13 protein-coding genes and 1 pseudogene are annotated in these 15,992 nt (G+C 38.7%); 4 read left to right on the forward strand and 10 right to left on the reverse strand.

Annotated elements, in window-relative coordinates; translation table 11 throughout:
• The first annotated feature begins 130 nt into the window (after window positions 1–130).
• The gene (locus R2R35_RS06130; RefSeq protein ID WP_317733628.1) at window positions 131–610 is read left to right on the forward strand and encodes a DUF6803 family protein; all 480 of its coding nucleotides are present in this window, start codon (window positions 131–133) and stop codon (window positions 608–610) included.
• Between the two features lie 214 nt (window positions 611–824).
• On the opposite strand, the gene R2R35_RS06135 is transcribed toward R2R35_RS06130, so the two are convergent.
• From R2R35_RS06135 to R2R35_RS06145, 3 genes are all read right to left on the reverse strand, one after another.
• The gene (locus R2R35_RS06135) at window positions 825–2,837 is read right to left on the reverse strand and encodes an LTA synthase family protein (protein WP_317733629.1); all 2,013 of its coding nucleotides are present in this window, start codon (window positions 2,835–2,837) and stop codon (window positions 825–827) included.
• 94 nt (window positions 2,838–2,931) lie between these two features.
• Entirely contained in the window at window positions 2,932–3,318 is a 387-nt protein-coding gene (locus R2R35_RS06140) for an iron chaperone (protein WP_317733630.1), read from the reverse strand.
• Window positions 3,319–3,340: 22 nt separating this feature from the next.
• Entirely contained in the window at window positions 3,341–4,774 is a 1,434-nt protein-coding gene (locus tag R2R35_RS06145) for a sensor domain-containing diguanylate cyclase (RefSeq protein WP_317733631.1), read from the reverse strand.
• Between the two features lie 244 nt (window positions 4,775–5,018).
• Here R2R35_RS06145 and R2R35_RS06150 point away from each other — a divergent pair, with 244 nt between their 5' ends.
• The gene (locus R2R35_RS06150; RefSeq protein WP_317733632.1) at window positions 5,019–5,750 is read left to right on the forward strand and encodes a DUF554 domain-containing protein; all 732 of its coding nucleotides are present in this window, start codon (window positions 5,019–5,021) and stop codon (window positions 5,748–5,750) included.
• 331 nt (window positions 5,751–6,081) lie between these two features.
• Here the strand turns inward: R2R35_RS06150 and R2R35_RS06155 are convergent, their stop codons facing one another.
• Window positions 6,082–6,948 (reverse strand): DUF6179 domain-containing protein, encoded by an 867-nt coding sequence (locus tag R2R35_RS06155; RefSeq protein ID WP_317733633.1) that lies wholly within the window; start codon window positions 6,946–6,948, stop codon window positions 6,082–6,084.
• A gap of 11 nt (window positions 6,949–6,959) precedes the next feature.
• Entirely contained in the window at window positions 6,960–7,502 is a 543-nt protein-coding gene (locus tag R2R35_RS06160; RefSeq protein WP_317733634.1) for a DUF6323 family protein, read from the reverse strand.
• A gap of 700 nt (window positions 7,503–8,202) precedes the next feature.
• On the opposite strand from R2R35_RS06160, the gene R2R35_RS06165 reads away from it, so the two are divergent.
• The gene (locus R2R35_RS06165) at window positions 8,203–9,084 is read left to right on the forward strand and encodes a MerR family transcriptional regulator (RefSeq protein ID WP_317733635.1); all 882 of its coding nucleotides are present in this window, start codon (window positions 8,203–8,205) and stop codon (window positions 9,082–9,084) included.
• Between the two features lie 31 nt (window positions 9,085–9,115).
• Window positions 9,116–9,342: pseudogene (locus tag R2R35_RS06170) on the forward strand (IS1595 family transposase); the annotation flags it as partial.
• Between the two features lie 291 nt (window positions 9,343–9,633).
• Here R2R35_RS06170 and R2R35_RS06175 read toward each other — a convergent pair.
• The 5 genes from R2R35_RS06175 to R2R35_RS06195 form a co-directional block, all read right to left on the reverse strand.
• Window positions 9,634–10,575 (reverse strand): tRNA dihydrouridine synthase, encoded by a 942-nt coding sequence (locus R2R35_RS06175; RefSeq protein ID WP_317733636.1) that lies wholly within the window; start codon window positions 10,573–10,575, stop codon window positions 9,634–9,636.
• A 78-nt stretch (window positions 10,576–10,653) separates the two neighbouring features.
• Window positions 10,654–12,498, reverse strand: a complete 1,845-nt coding sequence (locus tag R2R35_RS06180) for a glycoside hydrolase family 20 zincin-like fold domain-containing protein (protein ID WP_317733637.1) — start codon at window positions 12,496–12,498, stop codon at window positions 10,654–10,656.
• A 170-nt stretch (window positions 12,499–12,668) separates the two neighbouring features.
• On the reverse strand, window positions 12,669–13,775 hold the full coding sequence (locus tag R2R35_RS06185; protein ID WP_317733638.1) for a DHHW family protein: 1,107 nt from the start codon (window positions 13,773–13,775) through the stop codon (window positions 12,669–12,671).
• Between the two features lie 189 nt (window positions 13,776–13,964).
• Window positions 13,965–15,233, reverse strand: a complete 1,269-nt coding sequence (locus R2R35_RS06190) for an MBOAT family O-acyltransferase (protein ID WP_331670238.1) — start codon at window positions 15,231–15,233, stop codon at window positions 13,965–13,967.
• Window positions 15,234–15,378: 145 nt separating this feature from the next.
• Complete coding sequence (locus R2R35_RS06195; protein WP_317733640.1) at window positions 15,379–15,915, reverse strand: hypothetical protein; 537 nt, start codon at window positions 15,913–15,915, stop codon at window positions 15,379–15,381.
• Window positions 15,916–15,992: the final 77 nt, after the last annotated feature.

The following is a 15,992-nucleotide window of genomic DNA, read 5'->3' on the forward strand; positions in this document are numbered from 1 at the left end:
AAAAAGCCTCTTTTCGGTCCATATAATAACTCCTGTACAATTCCTTAAAACCCATTGAATTTCTCCATACGAAATACATATTCCTTTGCTATAACAATTCTATCTTAATAATCAAAGGAGATTCATCTATATGGAAAATGCAACTCATTATATGGAATTGCTGGCGTCACATCAGCCCTGGCAGCTCATCATTTTTATGGCCATTCCGGTAATCTGTGCGGAAACACTCGCAATCACTGAATTCATCATTTTGTACTCCAGAAATTTTACCGGTACTTCTAAAAAAATCAATAAGTTTACGGGTATTTTTGCCGGTATCTATTTTACAGGTATATTCCTTTACCTGTTATTCCAGGCAGTTATCCCTCTTACCACTTCGGGTACCTGGCGTGGCCCCTTTGATGTCATCGCTGTATTGTTTTACTTATCCGGTGTAATTCCTTTTGGTGGCCTTTTTCTTCTGGAAACCGGAATACTGGGAAAGAAGAAAAGTGAGAGTGAAACCTTAAAGCTGCATGCTATTTTTGTCAGTATCTTTTTAGTGGTCGCACATATTGCTATGATTTTTGGTATGCTGAATCCTGAGCTTCTATCCGGCGGTGGTATGTAATCCCTTATTGATGTTCAGGTTTTCAGAAGTTTTATCCCACATAAAATCCAGAGATTTGTTTGAAAATTACTTGTATCGTCCTGGATACCAGACTAAACACAAGAGAATTATTCAAACTCCCTGACAAAATTCATAAAAAAGGTATGCTGTGAGCTTAATTTATCATTCACACAATAGAATTGGTGATTGATGGTAAATTCACAGCATACCTTTTTTATTCTTTGGCTGACAAATAGCGGAAGACCTTGCTTTTCCCAAGTGCCACCTTGCTTCCTGCCAGTTGTTCTATATAAATGTTGCACTCTTCTTCCGGATTATCTGAAATACTCACCTTCGTATCACTTATATATTCCGTTTCGTACTTTTTTCCGTTTACCACAACAGCACTGTATTCAGTAAAACCGGAACCGGTTATAATAAGCTTATCTCCCTGCCTGGTTACCTCGGTTATCTCAGGTTGTGTGATTCCCATACTCATATTCTTTACTTCATTGGGATTTTTTTTGTCAAATACATATTTCTTGCCATATAAAAGGTCATATTGGAGAAGCTTAAGTTCATCCTTATATTCTTTATCAGCTGAAGCTCTCTGATGAAACTGGGTCAGGATACCTTTATCCATTCCAAGTCTGTCCAGCACATATGCACTCAATTGATAAGCGGTAAGATCCTTATCCGCCTTATCAAGCATAAAATTACTCCACAGCACATATTCCGTCTGATGTCTGTCATTTATAATGTCCTTCTGTTCCAGTGACAGAGGCGGCAGGTGGTCTCCGTAAAATACAACTACAGTAGGTTCCTCATAAGCCAAAAGCGCTTTTGTAAGGTCCCCAACAAACTGATCTGTCTCATTAAGCTGATTTACATAGTATTCCATACTATTGACATACGCTTCAAGTGAGGTATAAGCAGCCGTGGGATAAGGTGCCTCTGCTTCTGGTGTCACCTGAATCCTGTAGGGTACCTCCGGCTTGGTAACTGGATAGATTCCATGGGGCTGTACAGAAATCGTGTATATGTAATTCCTGGCATCCTCCGCTTTCAGTGCCTTTAATATTTCACCTGTTAACACACTGTCCTTTGCCCAGCCAATCTGATTATAAGACAATCCGCTCATAAATTCGATGGAATCAAAGTTATCAAAGCCAAGTCTGGGAAATACGTCCTTGCGGTCGTAAAAGGATGCGGAGTTGTTGTGAATTACATAACTGCGGTATCCTTCTCTGTTCAGGTTATAGGGAACACTTTCACAGGTTTCAGACTTAAGGATTGTTCTATAGGGATATTCACCGGTTCCAAAATACTCCATACTCATCCCCGTAATAACCTCAAATTCCGTATTGACTGTACCTGCACCATAAACAGGAACGGTCAGGAAACCGGAGGTACAGCTCTCTTTTAAAGCCGTAAAATTAGGCAGAGGATTCTCAGAAAAAGAATAGTGCTTCAAATAATTCACATCAAAGAAGGATTCCAGCTGCACCATAATAATATTAGGATTATCTCCCTGTACTTTATCCCCTGTATACAGTACATCAGAAGCCTTTGCTAATTCCTCTGTGATTTCCTCCATACGGCTTGCTGAGTAATCCGAAGGTTTATCAATACCTCTTTCAAAGATACTGTTGGTAAAGCAGTAGGTAAACCCATACTGAAAATAAGCATCGTGAAGATTATCAAATTCGTTTTGAAGTACTTTTGTCCTGGTAGCCGTATAGGTGATAACTCCAAGAAGTAAACCAGAAAAGACCAGGAGACTTATAGGAACTGCCAGTAATCTTTTCTGAGATTTGATTCTCTTCCACAGAAATACAATCAGAAAGATCACTGCCGGAACTAAGACTGCCAGTAGTAATATATTAAAGGTGTTCATATACATAGGCAGATTTTTTAAAGCTTCTTTCATCTGATAGAAATCCATGGCTGAAATGGGGGTGAGACGAAAACATTGTATGATCCTGTTGACTATTCCTAAAATGATCCAGGCTCCGGCAACAATAGAGAAAAAGAATCTTCTTTTTGCCGTAAAAAGTGTTACAGACAGCGTCAGCAGTATAATAGATAAATTTAAAAAGAATAAAAGTGGTTCCTGCCATAGAAAGATAAGGGCCTTAAAAAGGGATGCCCTGCTTAGGCATTCCAATATGATAGCTACTATAAATGCTGACAGCAGGGTACCTGCAAAATAATATACAAAATTTAACCTGATGGATTTTCTGTTCATTTCATTAACTTCCTGTATTTAATATTACACTGCTTTGTATTTGTAATGGTAACTGACTAGCAAATTATACTTCTTATAGCTGTTTTGTCAAGCATTATTTGCTTTTCTTTTTACTTAAGGCAAGCTCTTCATTTTCTTTTGCCCGATATCGCACAATCTCCTCTACCAGTTCGAATGGAATCGGCTTATCGTTAGGAAACTGAACGGCTCCTTTGGAACTTTTATAGTCCTTCATTTTGTCTTTAAATACACTGACGCCGCTCTCCCCTGGGTATAGACCAATATGGTTCTTAAAAACTGCAAAATGCACCAGATTACCATAGTGCTTAAAGGTTGGCATTCTCCAGCTTATGGCTTCCGTAACCTCAGGCACTGCTGAATGTATCAGTTCTCGCAGAGCAGTAAGCTTCTCCTGTATCTCTTGCGGATATAACATAATATATTCATCAATTGTTGTAAAATCCAGCTTCTTTTCTTCCATTTTCCTGTCCTCCTGGTGTGTTTTAGTTCTCGTTTTTGTATTTTATCTTCTCTTCATACATTCTCTTGTCGGCGCTTTCTATGATATCCTCCAACTCCAGTTCCATACCGGAACTATAATAAGCCATACCATGGCTGGCAGAAATATCAAAAGTACCAAGGTGCTCTGTTAGTTTCTTCCACAGCTTTTCTGACTGCGATAAGGATTTGTTTAAGAATACGATTATAAACTCGTCTCCTCCCATACGAAAGAACAGATCCTTTTCCCCAAGCTTCTCCTTCGTCTGATCACAAAAGGTCATAAGATATCTGTCACCTTCACCATGTCCCAAGCTGTCATTAATCTTCTTTAAATCGTTGATATCCACAAAACACAGGACAAACTCCACAAAGCTTGTTTTACCTGATTCCATAAGTTCTTCCAGCTTGTTCATTCCCATTCTGCGGTTCATAATTCCTGTCAGTACATCTGTTGAGGCCTGACGTGAAAGTTCTTCCTCTACTTTGTGTATTTCAGTGATGTCCATAATACCCGTAAGTATACACTTTTCACCATGATAATCTATTACTTCATAATTAGCAGTTACCCACATACGTTTACCTTGAAAATCATAGGCCACAATACGGTTGTAAACGGAATTATTACTTTTTAGCTCTTCTAAAAGGGATAATCTGTTATCCTCCTGAATATACCAGTTCAAACTGTTATACCCTTTGGTCTCATCTTCGTTCATACCCATAAGACTGATAGCCCTTTTGCTGGCTTTGATCACTTTGCCATCCTCAAGCCTGGTAATGAACACCGGATAGGGATTGGCGTAAAAAAGCTTTTTAAAATTTTCTTCATTTTCTTTCAGCTTCTGCTTTGTAAAATATTCTTTCATTCGATGCTTGTAAAACATTATACTCATAAACAGGGAAGTGGCAATCATAATCGTTGCATTGAACTGCTTTGTAAGAGCTTGTCCTGCGTCTGTATCAAGCAGGCTGATGCCGAATAGGAATATCGCATGACTTAGAAGATATGATATAACCATTACCAGAGGTTTCAAAGTAAGAACAGCTCCGGCTATGAGAGAGAGAATAATATAAGAATATATATTTCCTGTGTAATGCTGGCTGTTTACGGAAGACAGGGCTCCCACAAGGATATACAGAAAGAAATACACTTGAGGTATGGTGGATATGAAGCGTTTTCCGTCTTTCGTATGTTTTACAATACGCCGATAGAATATAAGAAATACTGCAGATGAAAGCAGACAGAATAAATGCATGGAAATCAACGTAATCTGATACACCTTGTCTGTTCCTATCCTTATAACTGTCCAGTCAAAATAAATGAACAGAAAGGAAAGTAAAACAACAGCAGCAGATATAAGCTTGATCCTGCTTAATACGATAAGATTATTATAACTTTCAAATTCTGATTGCTCTTTGCTAACATTTATCCATTTCATATTATAATTCCTCTAAAGGTATCTAATGAAAGAAAAGCACCCCCGCAGAACCATCCGCCACTAAGTGACAGTATTCGGGAATGCTACTATTAACGCAGTTATATTATACAAAATTCTATTTTAATGCGCAAGAAAAAGTTAAAAATACCTGCTGCCAATTTCTTCAATCAAATAAGAATTACTATTTTCTTTTCCAGAAAGTTTGTGTTAGAATTGTGATATTTAAAGAACGAAGGAGAAAAACATGAGAGGCTTAGGTACCATCGTAAATTTTTTGGCAGTTATCCTTGGAAGCGGTGTAGGGCTTCTGATAAAAAATGGTTTAAAGCAAAGATTTCACGAAATTCTTATGCAAGCCTGCGGTACGGCAACTTTATTTATCGGTTTAGGCGGTGCCATGGCAGGGCTTTTGACAATAACCGATAAGGGCAGCTTTGAAACTACCAATACCATGCTGTTAGTAATGTCCCTGGTTATCGGTGGCTTTATCGGAGAAGCATTAAACCTGGAAAACCGTATGGAGAAGTTGGGTAACAGATTAAAAGGCTTCTTTCAGTCCTCTGGTGACAACAGTTTCGTTGAGGGGTTCGTAACCTCCACTCTGGTTATCTGTGTCGGCGCTATGGCAGTGGTAGGCTCCATTAAAGATGGTCTTACGGGAGATTACACCACACTTCTTGCCAAAGCCTTATTGGATTTTATTATTGTTATGGTATTTGCCTCTTCTCTCGGTATTGGTGTTATGTTTTCTGCCGTTCCTTTATTGCTCTATCAGGGTTCGATTACTCTGTGTGCTTCTCTGATTTCCGGTTATATGAACGAGACTTTAATCGGTTACCTATCCTGCATTGGTTCTGTATTAATTTTCTGCGTGGGACTTAATCTGTTACTTGGTAAAAAAGTACGGGTTGGCAATCTTCTGCCTGCAATCTTCGTACCGGTTGTTTATTATTTAATTGTTCCTATAATAAAGTAAGTAATAAGACCTTTTTATGGGGTTGCCCCAGGCACATAACATGCTTTCTTAAGGATTGTATCCGTAAATATGGCTAAATTATTTACATTCCTTCCGAAAAATACATTAAAGTAATGTTGCTTTTACATTGACGATAAAATGTTTTAAATGTTGCTTTTACATTGACGATATAAAATGTTTTAAGTAAATGTTGCTTTTACATTGATTTACGATATATCTTGAAGGTTCCAAAGAACCTCTTTGTAAAATGGAAGAAAGTTCTTAGCTTTAGTCGGACAGCTAAGAACCTTCTTACCCATATCTTATCTGATTAACACTTTAATAACCTCTCTTAGCCAAACTCATGATACATCCCAAATACTCCGGAAAGTGAATTATTCTGTATACCATTCATAATCCTGATTGCATAATTTTTGCTGCCCTGCATGAAATATACTTTCATTTCCTCCTGCCCGGAAAAAACCTGCTGAAAAAGAACCGTTAATATATGCTTTATTTTTCCTTCTGCCGCTTCCATATCATCGCCCCTAAAATAATCCCGTACTGCATTCATATCCTCTTCCCTTAAGTCAAGCTCACCTATGGATTTATCCGCGGCATAACAGCCAATTATGGTTAGGAGTACTGCATCACAAATATTATCATAATATGCCTCCTTATAGTCAGGCATAAACCTTTCCAACCGCCTTGCCACATTCTCAGGAGCAAATACCTGCAAGAAATCATTCTCAAGTTTGATGTTGCATAAATATTGATATATGGCATCAATCCCATTAAGGTTGCCAATGGCACCTACTGTAGGATAATCCAACGTTAATAGATGGTCCTGGGGTTTGAATTTCGCATCATAATGAATGAAAAAAGCAGGCATTCCGTCTAAAAAGGTTTCTTTTAGATTTCTTAAACCGAAATCCCTGAAATTTTTGAGTATATTTTCATACAGCTCTTTCGCTTTAAATACCTTCTCTTTTACTGCCTCATACCCCAGCTTATAGACATAGGCTGCTTCCTGTCTGGCCTCGCTTCTGACACTGTATGCATTCCCTTCCCTTTCATACACTTCTATACAATAGAGAATTGCTTCCATCAGCATTCTGGCAGTCTCATAGGTCACGGAACTGCTGTCTCCGGAGGTGTATTGAAAGGTAAGCTTCTCTACTAATGGCAGAAGTTCTTCCATGGTATAATCCATATCCATATAGCCTCCTGTTAATCCCAAAAGATTTCTTTTAGGACCTGTAGATATAACTCCCTATCCCAACGTGTTACATCGTCGAACTGGCTGAATTCTCCGCTGCCGCCAGTCTGTTTATAACCTCGATAACCTGCCCTGATAGCTTCTGTGAATTTCTCCAGACAAGTACCGGCTAAATATTCTAAGTCCCCTGTACATACCTCTTCAAACTGCTCTTTCATAAAGGTAAACAATTCATCATCGGTAAGATTATCCTCCGCTTCATTCTTAAACTGATAAAAGATATCCTGGAGATCTGTCAGCGTCTGCATGTAATTATCCTGTGTAATATACTGGGAGTCACAGAAGTGGTATATAAGCTTCGGCAGAATTCCTTCCCCGAATTCCACTCTTTGAGCACTCTTAAGACTGTCGTTTCGCAGTACCACCAATTCCTTCGCCTCTTCATAGGATAAAGACAGACCAAAGCTTTCTGTTTTTTCATTTACTGCCAGAAGTGCCGTTATTTCAGCTTCCTGCTTTTTAAGCTGCATTACTTCAAATAAATTGTCCTCCATAAATAATCCTCCTTCCAAGATGGTATCTCATTATAGGGCAGCTTCCAATCTATTACAAGACTTGAAAAAATCGTGATTTTGTGGTAATATATATACAGGAAGAGACAGATTGCTTGAAGATTTGTCTCTTTTTTTTATTGAAGATAGATTGGATTAGAAAAGACAGTTTTTCACAAGGGGACGGTGAATTACAAAAGAGAGAAAGAACTCCTGCTTCATTTCCGAGGTATAAGAAGTCCTAATTGTCTGAAGATTTTGTGCTTGACATCATGAAAAACAGATAACTCGCTACGCTCAAACAATCTGTTTTACATGATAGCACAAAATCTCCAGACAAAAGGACCTCTAATACCTCTCCATAGGCACATTCGTTCTTTCTCTCTTTTGCAATTCACCTGAAATCATTTATATGGGAGCAGAGTTATATGTTTTATAATTTCAGACCTTTTGTAATGATGGTTTTCGTTTTTTACAACCTGAATTCTATGGGATATTGTTTAGCAAATTAAGTCCTAAAAATGCTACATATATTCATTTTATATATAGCAAAAAAATTATTAAAGTTTTTGTTGACTCTCACCCAACGTGATAGTATATGCTTATAACAGAGATTAGAAGCAATAGAACAGCTGTTACCAATTAACCTATAAATATATAATCAACCAACCTGAATATAATCTCTGGATATGGAGGTACCGCCATGATGACAATAAAACAGGTCTCTGATCTTACGGGAGTAAGTGTTCGTACCCTGCAATATTATGATGAAATCGGTCTGTTAAAACCATCTGATACTACAGCTGCCGGATACAGGCTCTATAATAAGGCATCCCTGGAGACCCTTCAACAGATACTGTTTTTTAAAGAACTGGACTTTCCTTTAAAGGATATAAAAGCAATTATGCAAAATCCACAGTTTGACAGGCTAAAAGCTTTAAGAGATCAACGAAAGCTTATACAGGCTAAGGCTGACAGACTTGGTAACCTGCTTGGTTTAATCGACAGGCTTTTGAAAGGAGAAGAGGATATGAGCTTTAAGGAATTCGATATGACGGAATATTTTTCTGCCCTGGAGGATTTTAAAGAGACCCATTTAGATGAGATTGTAACTTACTGGGGCAGCATGGAAAAGTTCGATGAGATGTTTGAGACCATGAAAGAAAAGGAATCAGAAATCGGTCAATTGGCAATAAAGCAATATGGCAGTATTGAGAAATATACAAAAGCGATGAAACAGAACCTGATGGATTTCAAAGGTACGATGGACAGAATGAATTCACTTATGGATTCCTCTAAAGATTATGTAGCTAAAAATACGGAACTCCATAAAAAATTGACTTCTGACAGGAGGAAAGACCCCTCTTCAGCAGAAATACAGAGTATCGTAAAAGAGTTGATGGACTTAATGAGGGATACCTTAAACGGAATAGACATGGGCGATAACTACTGGAATCTTGTTTTAGAGGGTTATACTACTGACAAGGCTGTCAGAGAAGCTACCGACAGAATATATGGTGAAGGTGCCTCCACCTTCCTGGCCAATGCTTATAAGACCTATCTTGAAAAGCATCAATTGATATAATCGATTAAATTATTTGGTTGATGAAGATACTAAAATTGCTACATTAGGTAGAATTATGACAAAAGATTTACACCTTATATATGATGATAAACCAACCAGTATCATCATTGTGTACTGATAATATGAATTATTATGTAAGATTTGCTCAATACAATAATATAAACCTTGAGCAACTAAAAACTGGCAAATCACTGAAGGGTATTTACAACAACTCACAGCAAGTTGAAAGGGTTTATACGTGGTTTTAAAGGAGTATCCATATTATTAAAAAAGCAAAGCCTAACGTCAATAGGAGCACAGGCAATTTGCATAAAATAGAAAGAACGAATACGCTTATGGAAAGGCATTAGAAGTTCTTTTCTCTGGAAATTTTGTGCTATATAATAAAGCTGATTGTCTGAGCGCAGCGAGTTATCAGTTTTATTATATGTCCAGCACAAAATATTCAGAGAATTAGAACTTCTTATGCCTTGGAATTGAAGTATGACTCTTTCTGTTTTATGCAAATTGCCGTCCCCTTGCGAAAAACTGTTTTTAATCCTTTAACATTTATTCAATCACAATTTCCTGCTCACGAAAGAGCTTCTCAACTGTTTCTTCATAACTGTCTAACTGCTCTGATTTCTTAATCTTTTTCAGGTACTTCTCATAATCAGTAAAGACCGTACTCATATAAATCCATAGTTCCTTCATCTTAAACAATACATTCCGGTCAGGAGCCAGGACCTTACGGTAATCTTCATATACTCTGTCATGAAATTGCCTGAAGACCTCTTTGTCCGGCTGCTTATTTTCCTTAATGGCAGCAATCAGTCCCGGATAGGCAAGAAGCCCTCTGCCAAGCATTAAGGTATCCACTTCCGGAAATCTTTGATTGAACTCTTTAAAATCCTTAAGGGTAAAGATATCTCCATTGTAGCAGACGGGATTCTTACTGGTCTTCAAGGCATCGGCAAAGACCGTCAGATTTGGTTTGTTCTTATAGAAATCCTTCTGAATTCTTGGATGAATGATCAGCTCTTTCAGAGGATATTTATTATAAATCTGAAGCAGCTCATAGAATTCTTCCGGCTGTTCTTTTCCAATTCTGGTCTTGATTGAAATCTCTGTAACGGACTTTTCAAAGATCTCTTCCAAAAATCTATCCAGTTCTTCTCTGAGTGCCAAAAAGCCGGAGCCTTTATTTTTGGATACAACCGTGCCGGAGGGACAACCCAGGTTTAAATTTATTTCATGATACCCATACTGCTTTATCTTTTCCGAAGCACTGATAAAACTATTGGCGTTATTGGTAAGCAGCTGGGGTATTAAAACCATTCCTTTGTTATTATCCGGATGAATATCCTTAATATCTTTGTTCTTAAAGGCTAGATCCGAATTTGTTGTTATAAAGGGTGAAAAATATTTGTCTACCTGGTCATAATAGGTGTGAAATGCATTTCGGTAGATATATCCGGTTATCCCTTCTAAGGGTGCAAGATAGAATTTCATTGCTTTTTCGTTCTCCTTTTCGACAAATGCCATATGAAGTAGAGTATAACCGAAAAGCAACTTTGATTCAATATCCTTTTACTGGGCTCTCAGATAATCTGCATACCAGTAAGCAACTTCGCTGATTCGATAGAGCTCGGACTCCTTACTGACACTGCGCCATAACTCCTTATATTCCTGATGCCAATATTCAAGCCTTACTGCAAGCTCCTTCCCCTGCTCCTTTGCATCTGCCGTACTGGGACCGCAGGCTGCAAAAGCACCAATCTCATTAAAGAGCTTCATGCCTGCTCCTGCTATGAAATAAGCCTTATAAAGATAGCGCTTCTCCTGTCTGGCAGTGGACAGTATCCGATAAAGAAGGGTTAGACAGTTATCTATATTTACATTGGTTGCGTTAATCTCATCCCAACTGATATCTTTTAACACAGGTGAATAGGGTTCTCCGTTAATGGCATTTTCCGTTAATTCCTTAAAGCATATTACCTCATACCAGGTAACCGCATTCTGTTCTGATAGTGTATTCACGACAGACAGAAAGGTATCTGTTGCATCTCCATATTCAAGCCTCGATATTTTACAATTGATTTCCTCAAACTCCAGACCTTTTGCATTCCAGGAAAAGGCTGCTCCATAGATCAGTCCCGCTAAGGAGAATTCCGGATGATTAATGTGTCCGAAATCACCCCAATCCGTATTTAAAATTCCCTCTGCCTGATATTTGACTGCATAGCTGCTCATTCTCCTGATATTTTCATAAGCAGATCTGTAATTATTAATCAGCCTGTTCCAGCCATTGACCCCGGGACATACATATTGAAGTGCACCTGCCTCTTTCAGTGCTTTGGTATTGTCCTCACTTTCATTGGGTTCATATCCCCAGTTGAGGCAGATTACACCCTCTGGAAGTTTCTTAACAGCTTCCGGAAATCCGCAGATAATATCTCCCCAGAACATCGGCTTTTTTCCTTTGCTGTTAAGAAACTCGCATATTTCTGCGACAAAGTCTATGTACATATTTTCAAGCCCGACCTTATCGGCCATCGCTTTGCTTTTTCCTTTTCCCAGGTCAAAGGTTTCGTCTGCACACAGGTTAAAATATTCAGATGAAAATAAAGGGATAAACTCCTGAAGCATTTCTGTAATAAAGGTAAAACTATCTTTATTCGAAATATCAAGAGTATGATGACCCATTCTTTCATAAAAAGAGAAAGGTTCCTTGTCCGCTCCCTCCAGTTCACAGAGATGAGAATAGGTCTTTGTACGAAGTACTTTATAAAGATGCCCGAAGGTAGCAATAGAGGGCACAAGATCTATGTGCAGGTTGCGGCAGTATTGATCCAGCTCAAGAATTTCCTCAGCTGTAAGTGGCGTATCATCCCGCCAGACTTCACTGAAATTACGAAATAGAAAACTATGTTCAATATATAGCTGCAACTGGTTCATTTTATAATAGGACAGCTTATCCGCAAGTTCCTTCAGACTTTTTAGAGTCGGTATACGTCCTCTGGTTATATCGTGATAGAACCCCCTGTTCGCTATGACCGGATAATCTTCAATGGTAAGGGCCGGAAGTACCGCTCCCTTAAAATTAATTATCTGGCGTAAAGTCTGGATTCCATACAGTATCCCCGCACTGCTGCCACCATATAATTCTATTGCATCTTTGGTAATATTTAACTCATACCCTTCCGGGTGCAAATTTGTCTTTAAGCCAAGAAACAGCTCTCCTGATATTTTTTCTCCCTTGGAAATAAGGTAATGAAAACCCAGCTGTCTGAGGACTTCCTCTTTCAAAATAGCGGCATGAGCTACGGCTTGTCTGTCACATAAGCTGCTTACAGTTATGCGCCCGTTGTATCTTAAGACAAAGCCGGTATCCTCTTCCAATATCATTTTCTGTGGTTCCGGTATTAAATACATAACACTCTCCTTCATTTGTGAATATCTTCTGTTTGTGCTTCTATATAACCTCGATTTATATTCTACCTTTTGATTGTATCCATAATTTAGATATATTACAAGCTTTTATGACATAAAAATGCTTCATTCTCTTATGTGCAATTTGCACTATAAAAGGATGAAGCACTTATTTATTTCATACTAAAACTGTCATTTAAAAGAAGAGTACTATATAGAAACAATACATCCTGCCCATTAAAATCAATATAATCCCCTAAAATCGCACTTGATACATAGCGTATATCCACCAGTGTTATCTTAGAATATCCTTCAGCCAACAAGGGTGTCAGACTGCTGCCAAAGGAATCTCGGAATATTATTAATTCTTTTTTTCCAAGAGCTTTGGGATTTTCAATTGTTAGCAAAGGAACCGAACCCGATAAGAACATTTCATAGGGGTCTCTACTTTTAAGCTTGTCAAAATCATATATCCCGGAGGTACTGTCTTTCTCATAGTTATAGACAATACAGCTGTCCAGGAGCTCATTGGTCAGATACGTAATATACTCCTTTTCCAAAGGCAAAGCAGACTGTCCGTAATAGACTCCATAAAAAAGTGTCTCCGGTGTGATCTCCTGATATGAATGTCCCTGGATATCCTCTGCTCCCATACTGTTTAGCAGTTTCTTTGCCACAGGCTTTAGCATCTCCTGCCTCCAATGTGTATCTGTTTTGTAGTAACTTTTTACATGAAGGAGATTTCTGATATCTATAAAATCAGCATACCTCATTCCTGCTCTTATGGTATCATAGAGGCGGTCATAATCCATATGAGGATAACCGAACTTCTCTGCCAGATAATACCCCTTATCAGGGACAATACAGGTATAAAGATTGCCCATACCTTCGGCCAGATAGTTATCATAAAGGAATTGAAATCTGTTCAGGGCATTGGAAAGAGAAGCCTCCTTTAAGGGATAATTAAGCTTCTCCGCATATCCATCCGCAATATAAATACCGTTATTATCCTTCTCCTGAAGCAGTTTGTAGAGAGTGTAAGCTTTTATTCTTCTGAATATATCTCTGAAAGGAAACTGATCCATGGCATATCCCTCAAAAGCATCTCCCATCTTATTAGAAAGGAGAAGCTCTGCAGACCAGTCCGATTTTAGCTTTAACTTTCTTCTCTCGCTGTCAGAGAATTCTGCCTGAGGTTTCAGACAATTTATAATGGAAAGGGTAAATAAAGCGATAAGCAGTGATGAAATGCCAATTACATATTTGATTCTATCTTTCATTACTTCCTCATTTCTACTATAAATATTGTCAGCATGCCACTTTAGACAATGCTGCTACACGAAGGTAATCCTGCTCTTTCCTTATCTCTATGCTTCTTATTCGTAACCAGAGGAATGCAGGAGTCCGAGGAAGAAATGGCAAGACTTCATAAAAATAGGGATAAGGTAAGAATGTATTTCAAGATTCTATTAAAATCTAAAATACAAAAATGGGTTAAAGGAACCGTCCACCAGATATCCCGTAATCACCAGAAGCAGGCAGACCAATACCGCCGGCTCAATGACCACTGCCACACTGCTCCCCACCTTTCCTTTGATAACACGCCTATATAGCTTGCCAGCAACCGGCGTTGCACTGATTACTCCAATGCTCAGTAATATACTGTAACTTCTGAAATAATACAGCGTCTCCTGTGTAACTGCCTTGATTCCTGTAAGACCAAACATTCCTCTGATATCTTCCATTGCCTGGTTTAAATTTTCTGCGTTGAACAGAACAAAGCTTATCATCACCAGCACCAACACGTAAACGAGAGAGAGGACAGAAGGAATCCATAATTTACTTTTAAACAGGCAGAATTTCTCAAGTATCAGCAGTACAGCAAAATACAGTCCCCACAGTATGAAATTCCAGGCTGCCCCATGCCATAATCCGGTTAACATCCATACCACCAGCAGATTAAATATCTGCCTTTGCTTTGAGACCCTGTTGCCACCCATGGGTATATAAACATAATCTCTGAACCAGGAACTTAAGGATATATGCCAGCGTCTCCAGAACTCGGTAATACTCTTTGCGATATAAGGATATTGAAAATTCTCCAAAAAACGAAATCCAAAAATCTGTCCAAGACCTATTGCCATGTCACTGTAACCGGAAAAATCATAATAAATTTGCAGGGTATATGCCGCTGCATAAATCCAGAAAAATAGTATCGATTTGTCCTCGGAAGCTCTGAAATGAGCAACCAGCAGTCCAAAGGAATTCGCAAGGAGCACCTTTTTTGAAAGGCCCACTAAGAACCTCCGGCTGCCGCAGTATATCTGCTCGAGACTGTGCTTCCTGTTATGAAGCTGTTCTGCTATATCCGCATAACGAACAATAGGACCAGCTACCAACTGAGGAAACAAAGTCGAATAGGCCATAAAATTTATAAGACTTTTCTCTGCTTTAATATCTCCCCGGTGCACATCGATTACGTAACTTATGATATGAAAGGTATAAAAGCTGATTCCCATTGGCAAGGCTATGGAAAGCATCGGCAGAGATAAATGGGCAGCTTCATGAACGCTCTGTATAAAGAAATCATAATACTTAAAGAAGCCTAAAATTACAAGGCTTATCAAGATGGAAGTAATCATCCAGTACTTAGCCTGTTTCCTGCCTGCAAGGCTCTCAATGCGAAGCCCCATAAAATATCCCTGTAAAATGGATGCAACCATTAGTATGCTGTACAATGGTTCTCCCCAGGCGTAAAACAGAAGGCTTGCAAGGAGAATTAGGAAATTCTTGTTCTTATAAGGCACAAGAAAATAAACTATCAATACCGCTGGTAAAAAAAAGTATAGAAACGTTATACTCGAAAATAACATGGCAACTCCATTACTGTTGTTTTTCCAAGGTCAGATCCACTTTACCGCCGCATACGGTTTTGAATGCATCTACAATCTGGTCTGAGGTAACCGTATCTGAAAGGGAACTTTGTACCATCATAAGCATTATCGTGTCACCGGAGGCTGTAACTTTTAAGTCATCCGCACCTACACAAATCCACTTGTTCTGATTAATACCGTCTAACATCTGCTTCGCAACAGCTTCTGTGTCCTTGCTGTCCTTTACCCTTACCAGCGCCATGGAATAGGCCTGCGAGGTAATGAGTGCTTCTGATACTGTTGCTTCCTTGATAAGTGTGGCATCGGTCAAACCTGTATTATACTGGAGAGCATTGGTATCTGTAAGATCAACTTCTCTGGTTTCCAGGTTCAACCCCGGGTCCTTCTGTTCATAAATCTTGTCTATAATTTCACTAAGCGTACCCTCCGGTCCTTTGGAGGCGGCTTCACCGGATGACTTTGAGCAGGCTGCCAGGCTTACGGTTAATAAGGTTACCATCATAATACATAGTAATTTTTTGAACATTTCTTATCCTCCTGTAAGAACGATGAACTTCTTTCACTGTTCAATTGTTCTTTGTTTTTTTCTTTGTTTTTTTCACT

Origin of the sequence: Anaerocolumna sp. AGMB13020, from assembly GCF_033100115.1 — a bacterium.
In the GTDB taxonomy this organism is placed as follows: Bacteria; Bacillota; Clostridia; order Lachnospirales; family Lachnospiraceae; genus Anaerocolumna.

Excerpts from the sequence above, each read along its gene's own strand:
- R2R35_RS06130 (WP_317733628.1), top strand. The coding sequence starts at position 131 with ATGGAAAATGCAACTCATTATATGGAATTGCTGGCGTCACATCAGCCC.
- R2R35_RS06135 (WP_317733629.1), bottom strand. The coding sequence starts at position 2,837 with ATGAACAGAAAATCCATCAGGTTAAATTTTGTATATTATTTTGCAGGT.
- R2R35_RS06140 (WP_317733630.1), bottom strand. The coding sequence starts at position 3,318 with ATGGAAGAAAAGAAGCTGGATTTTACAACAATTGATGAATATATTATG.
- R2R35_RS06145 (WP_317733631.1), bottom strand. The coding sequence starts at position 4,774 with ATGAAATGGATAAATGTTAGCAAAGAGCAATCAGAATTTGAAAGTTAT.
- R2R35_RS06150 (WP_317733632.1), top strand. The coding sequence starts at position 5,019 with ATGAGAGGCTTAGGTACCATCGTAAATTTTTTGGCAGTTATCCTTGGA.
- R2R35_RS06155 (WP_317733633.1), bottom strand. The coding sequence starts at position 6,948 with ATGGATATGGATTATACCATGGAAGAACTTCTGCCATTAGTAGAGAAG.
- R2R35_RS06160 (WP_317733634.1), bottom strand. The coding sequence starts at position 7,502 with ATGGAGGACAATTTATTTGAAGTAATGCAGCTTAAAAAGCAGGAAGCT.
- R2R35_RS06165 (WP_317733635.1), top strand. The coding sequence starts at position 8,203 with ATGATGACAATAAAACAGGTCTCTGATCTTACGGGAGTAAGTGTTCGT.
- R2R35_RS06175 (WP_317733636.1), bottom strand. The coding sequence starts at position 10,575 with ATGAAATTCTATCTTGCACCCTTAGAAGGGATAACCGGATATATCTAC.
- R2R35_RS06180 (WP_317733637.1), bottom strand. The coding sequence starts at position 12,498 with ATGTATTTAATACCGGAACCACAGAAAATGATATTGGAAGAGGATACC.
- R2R35_RS06185 (WP_317733638.1), bottom strand. The coding sequence starts at position 13,775 with ATGAAAGATAGAATCAAATATGTAATTGGCATTTCATCACTGCTTATC.
- R2R35_RS06195 (WP_317733640.1), bottom strand. The coding sequence starts at position 15,915 with ATGTTCAAAAAATTACTATGTATTATGATGGTAACCTTATTAACCGTA.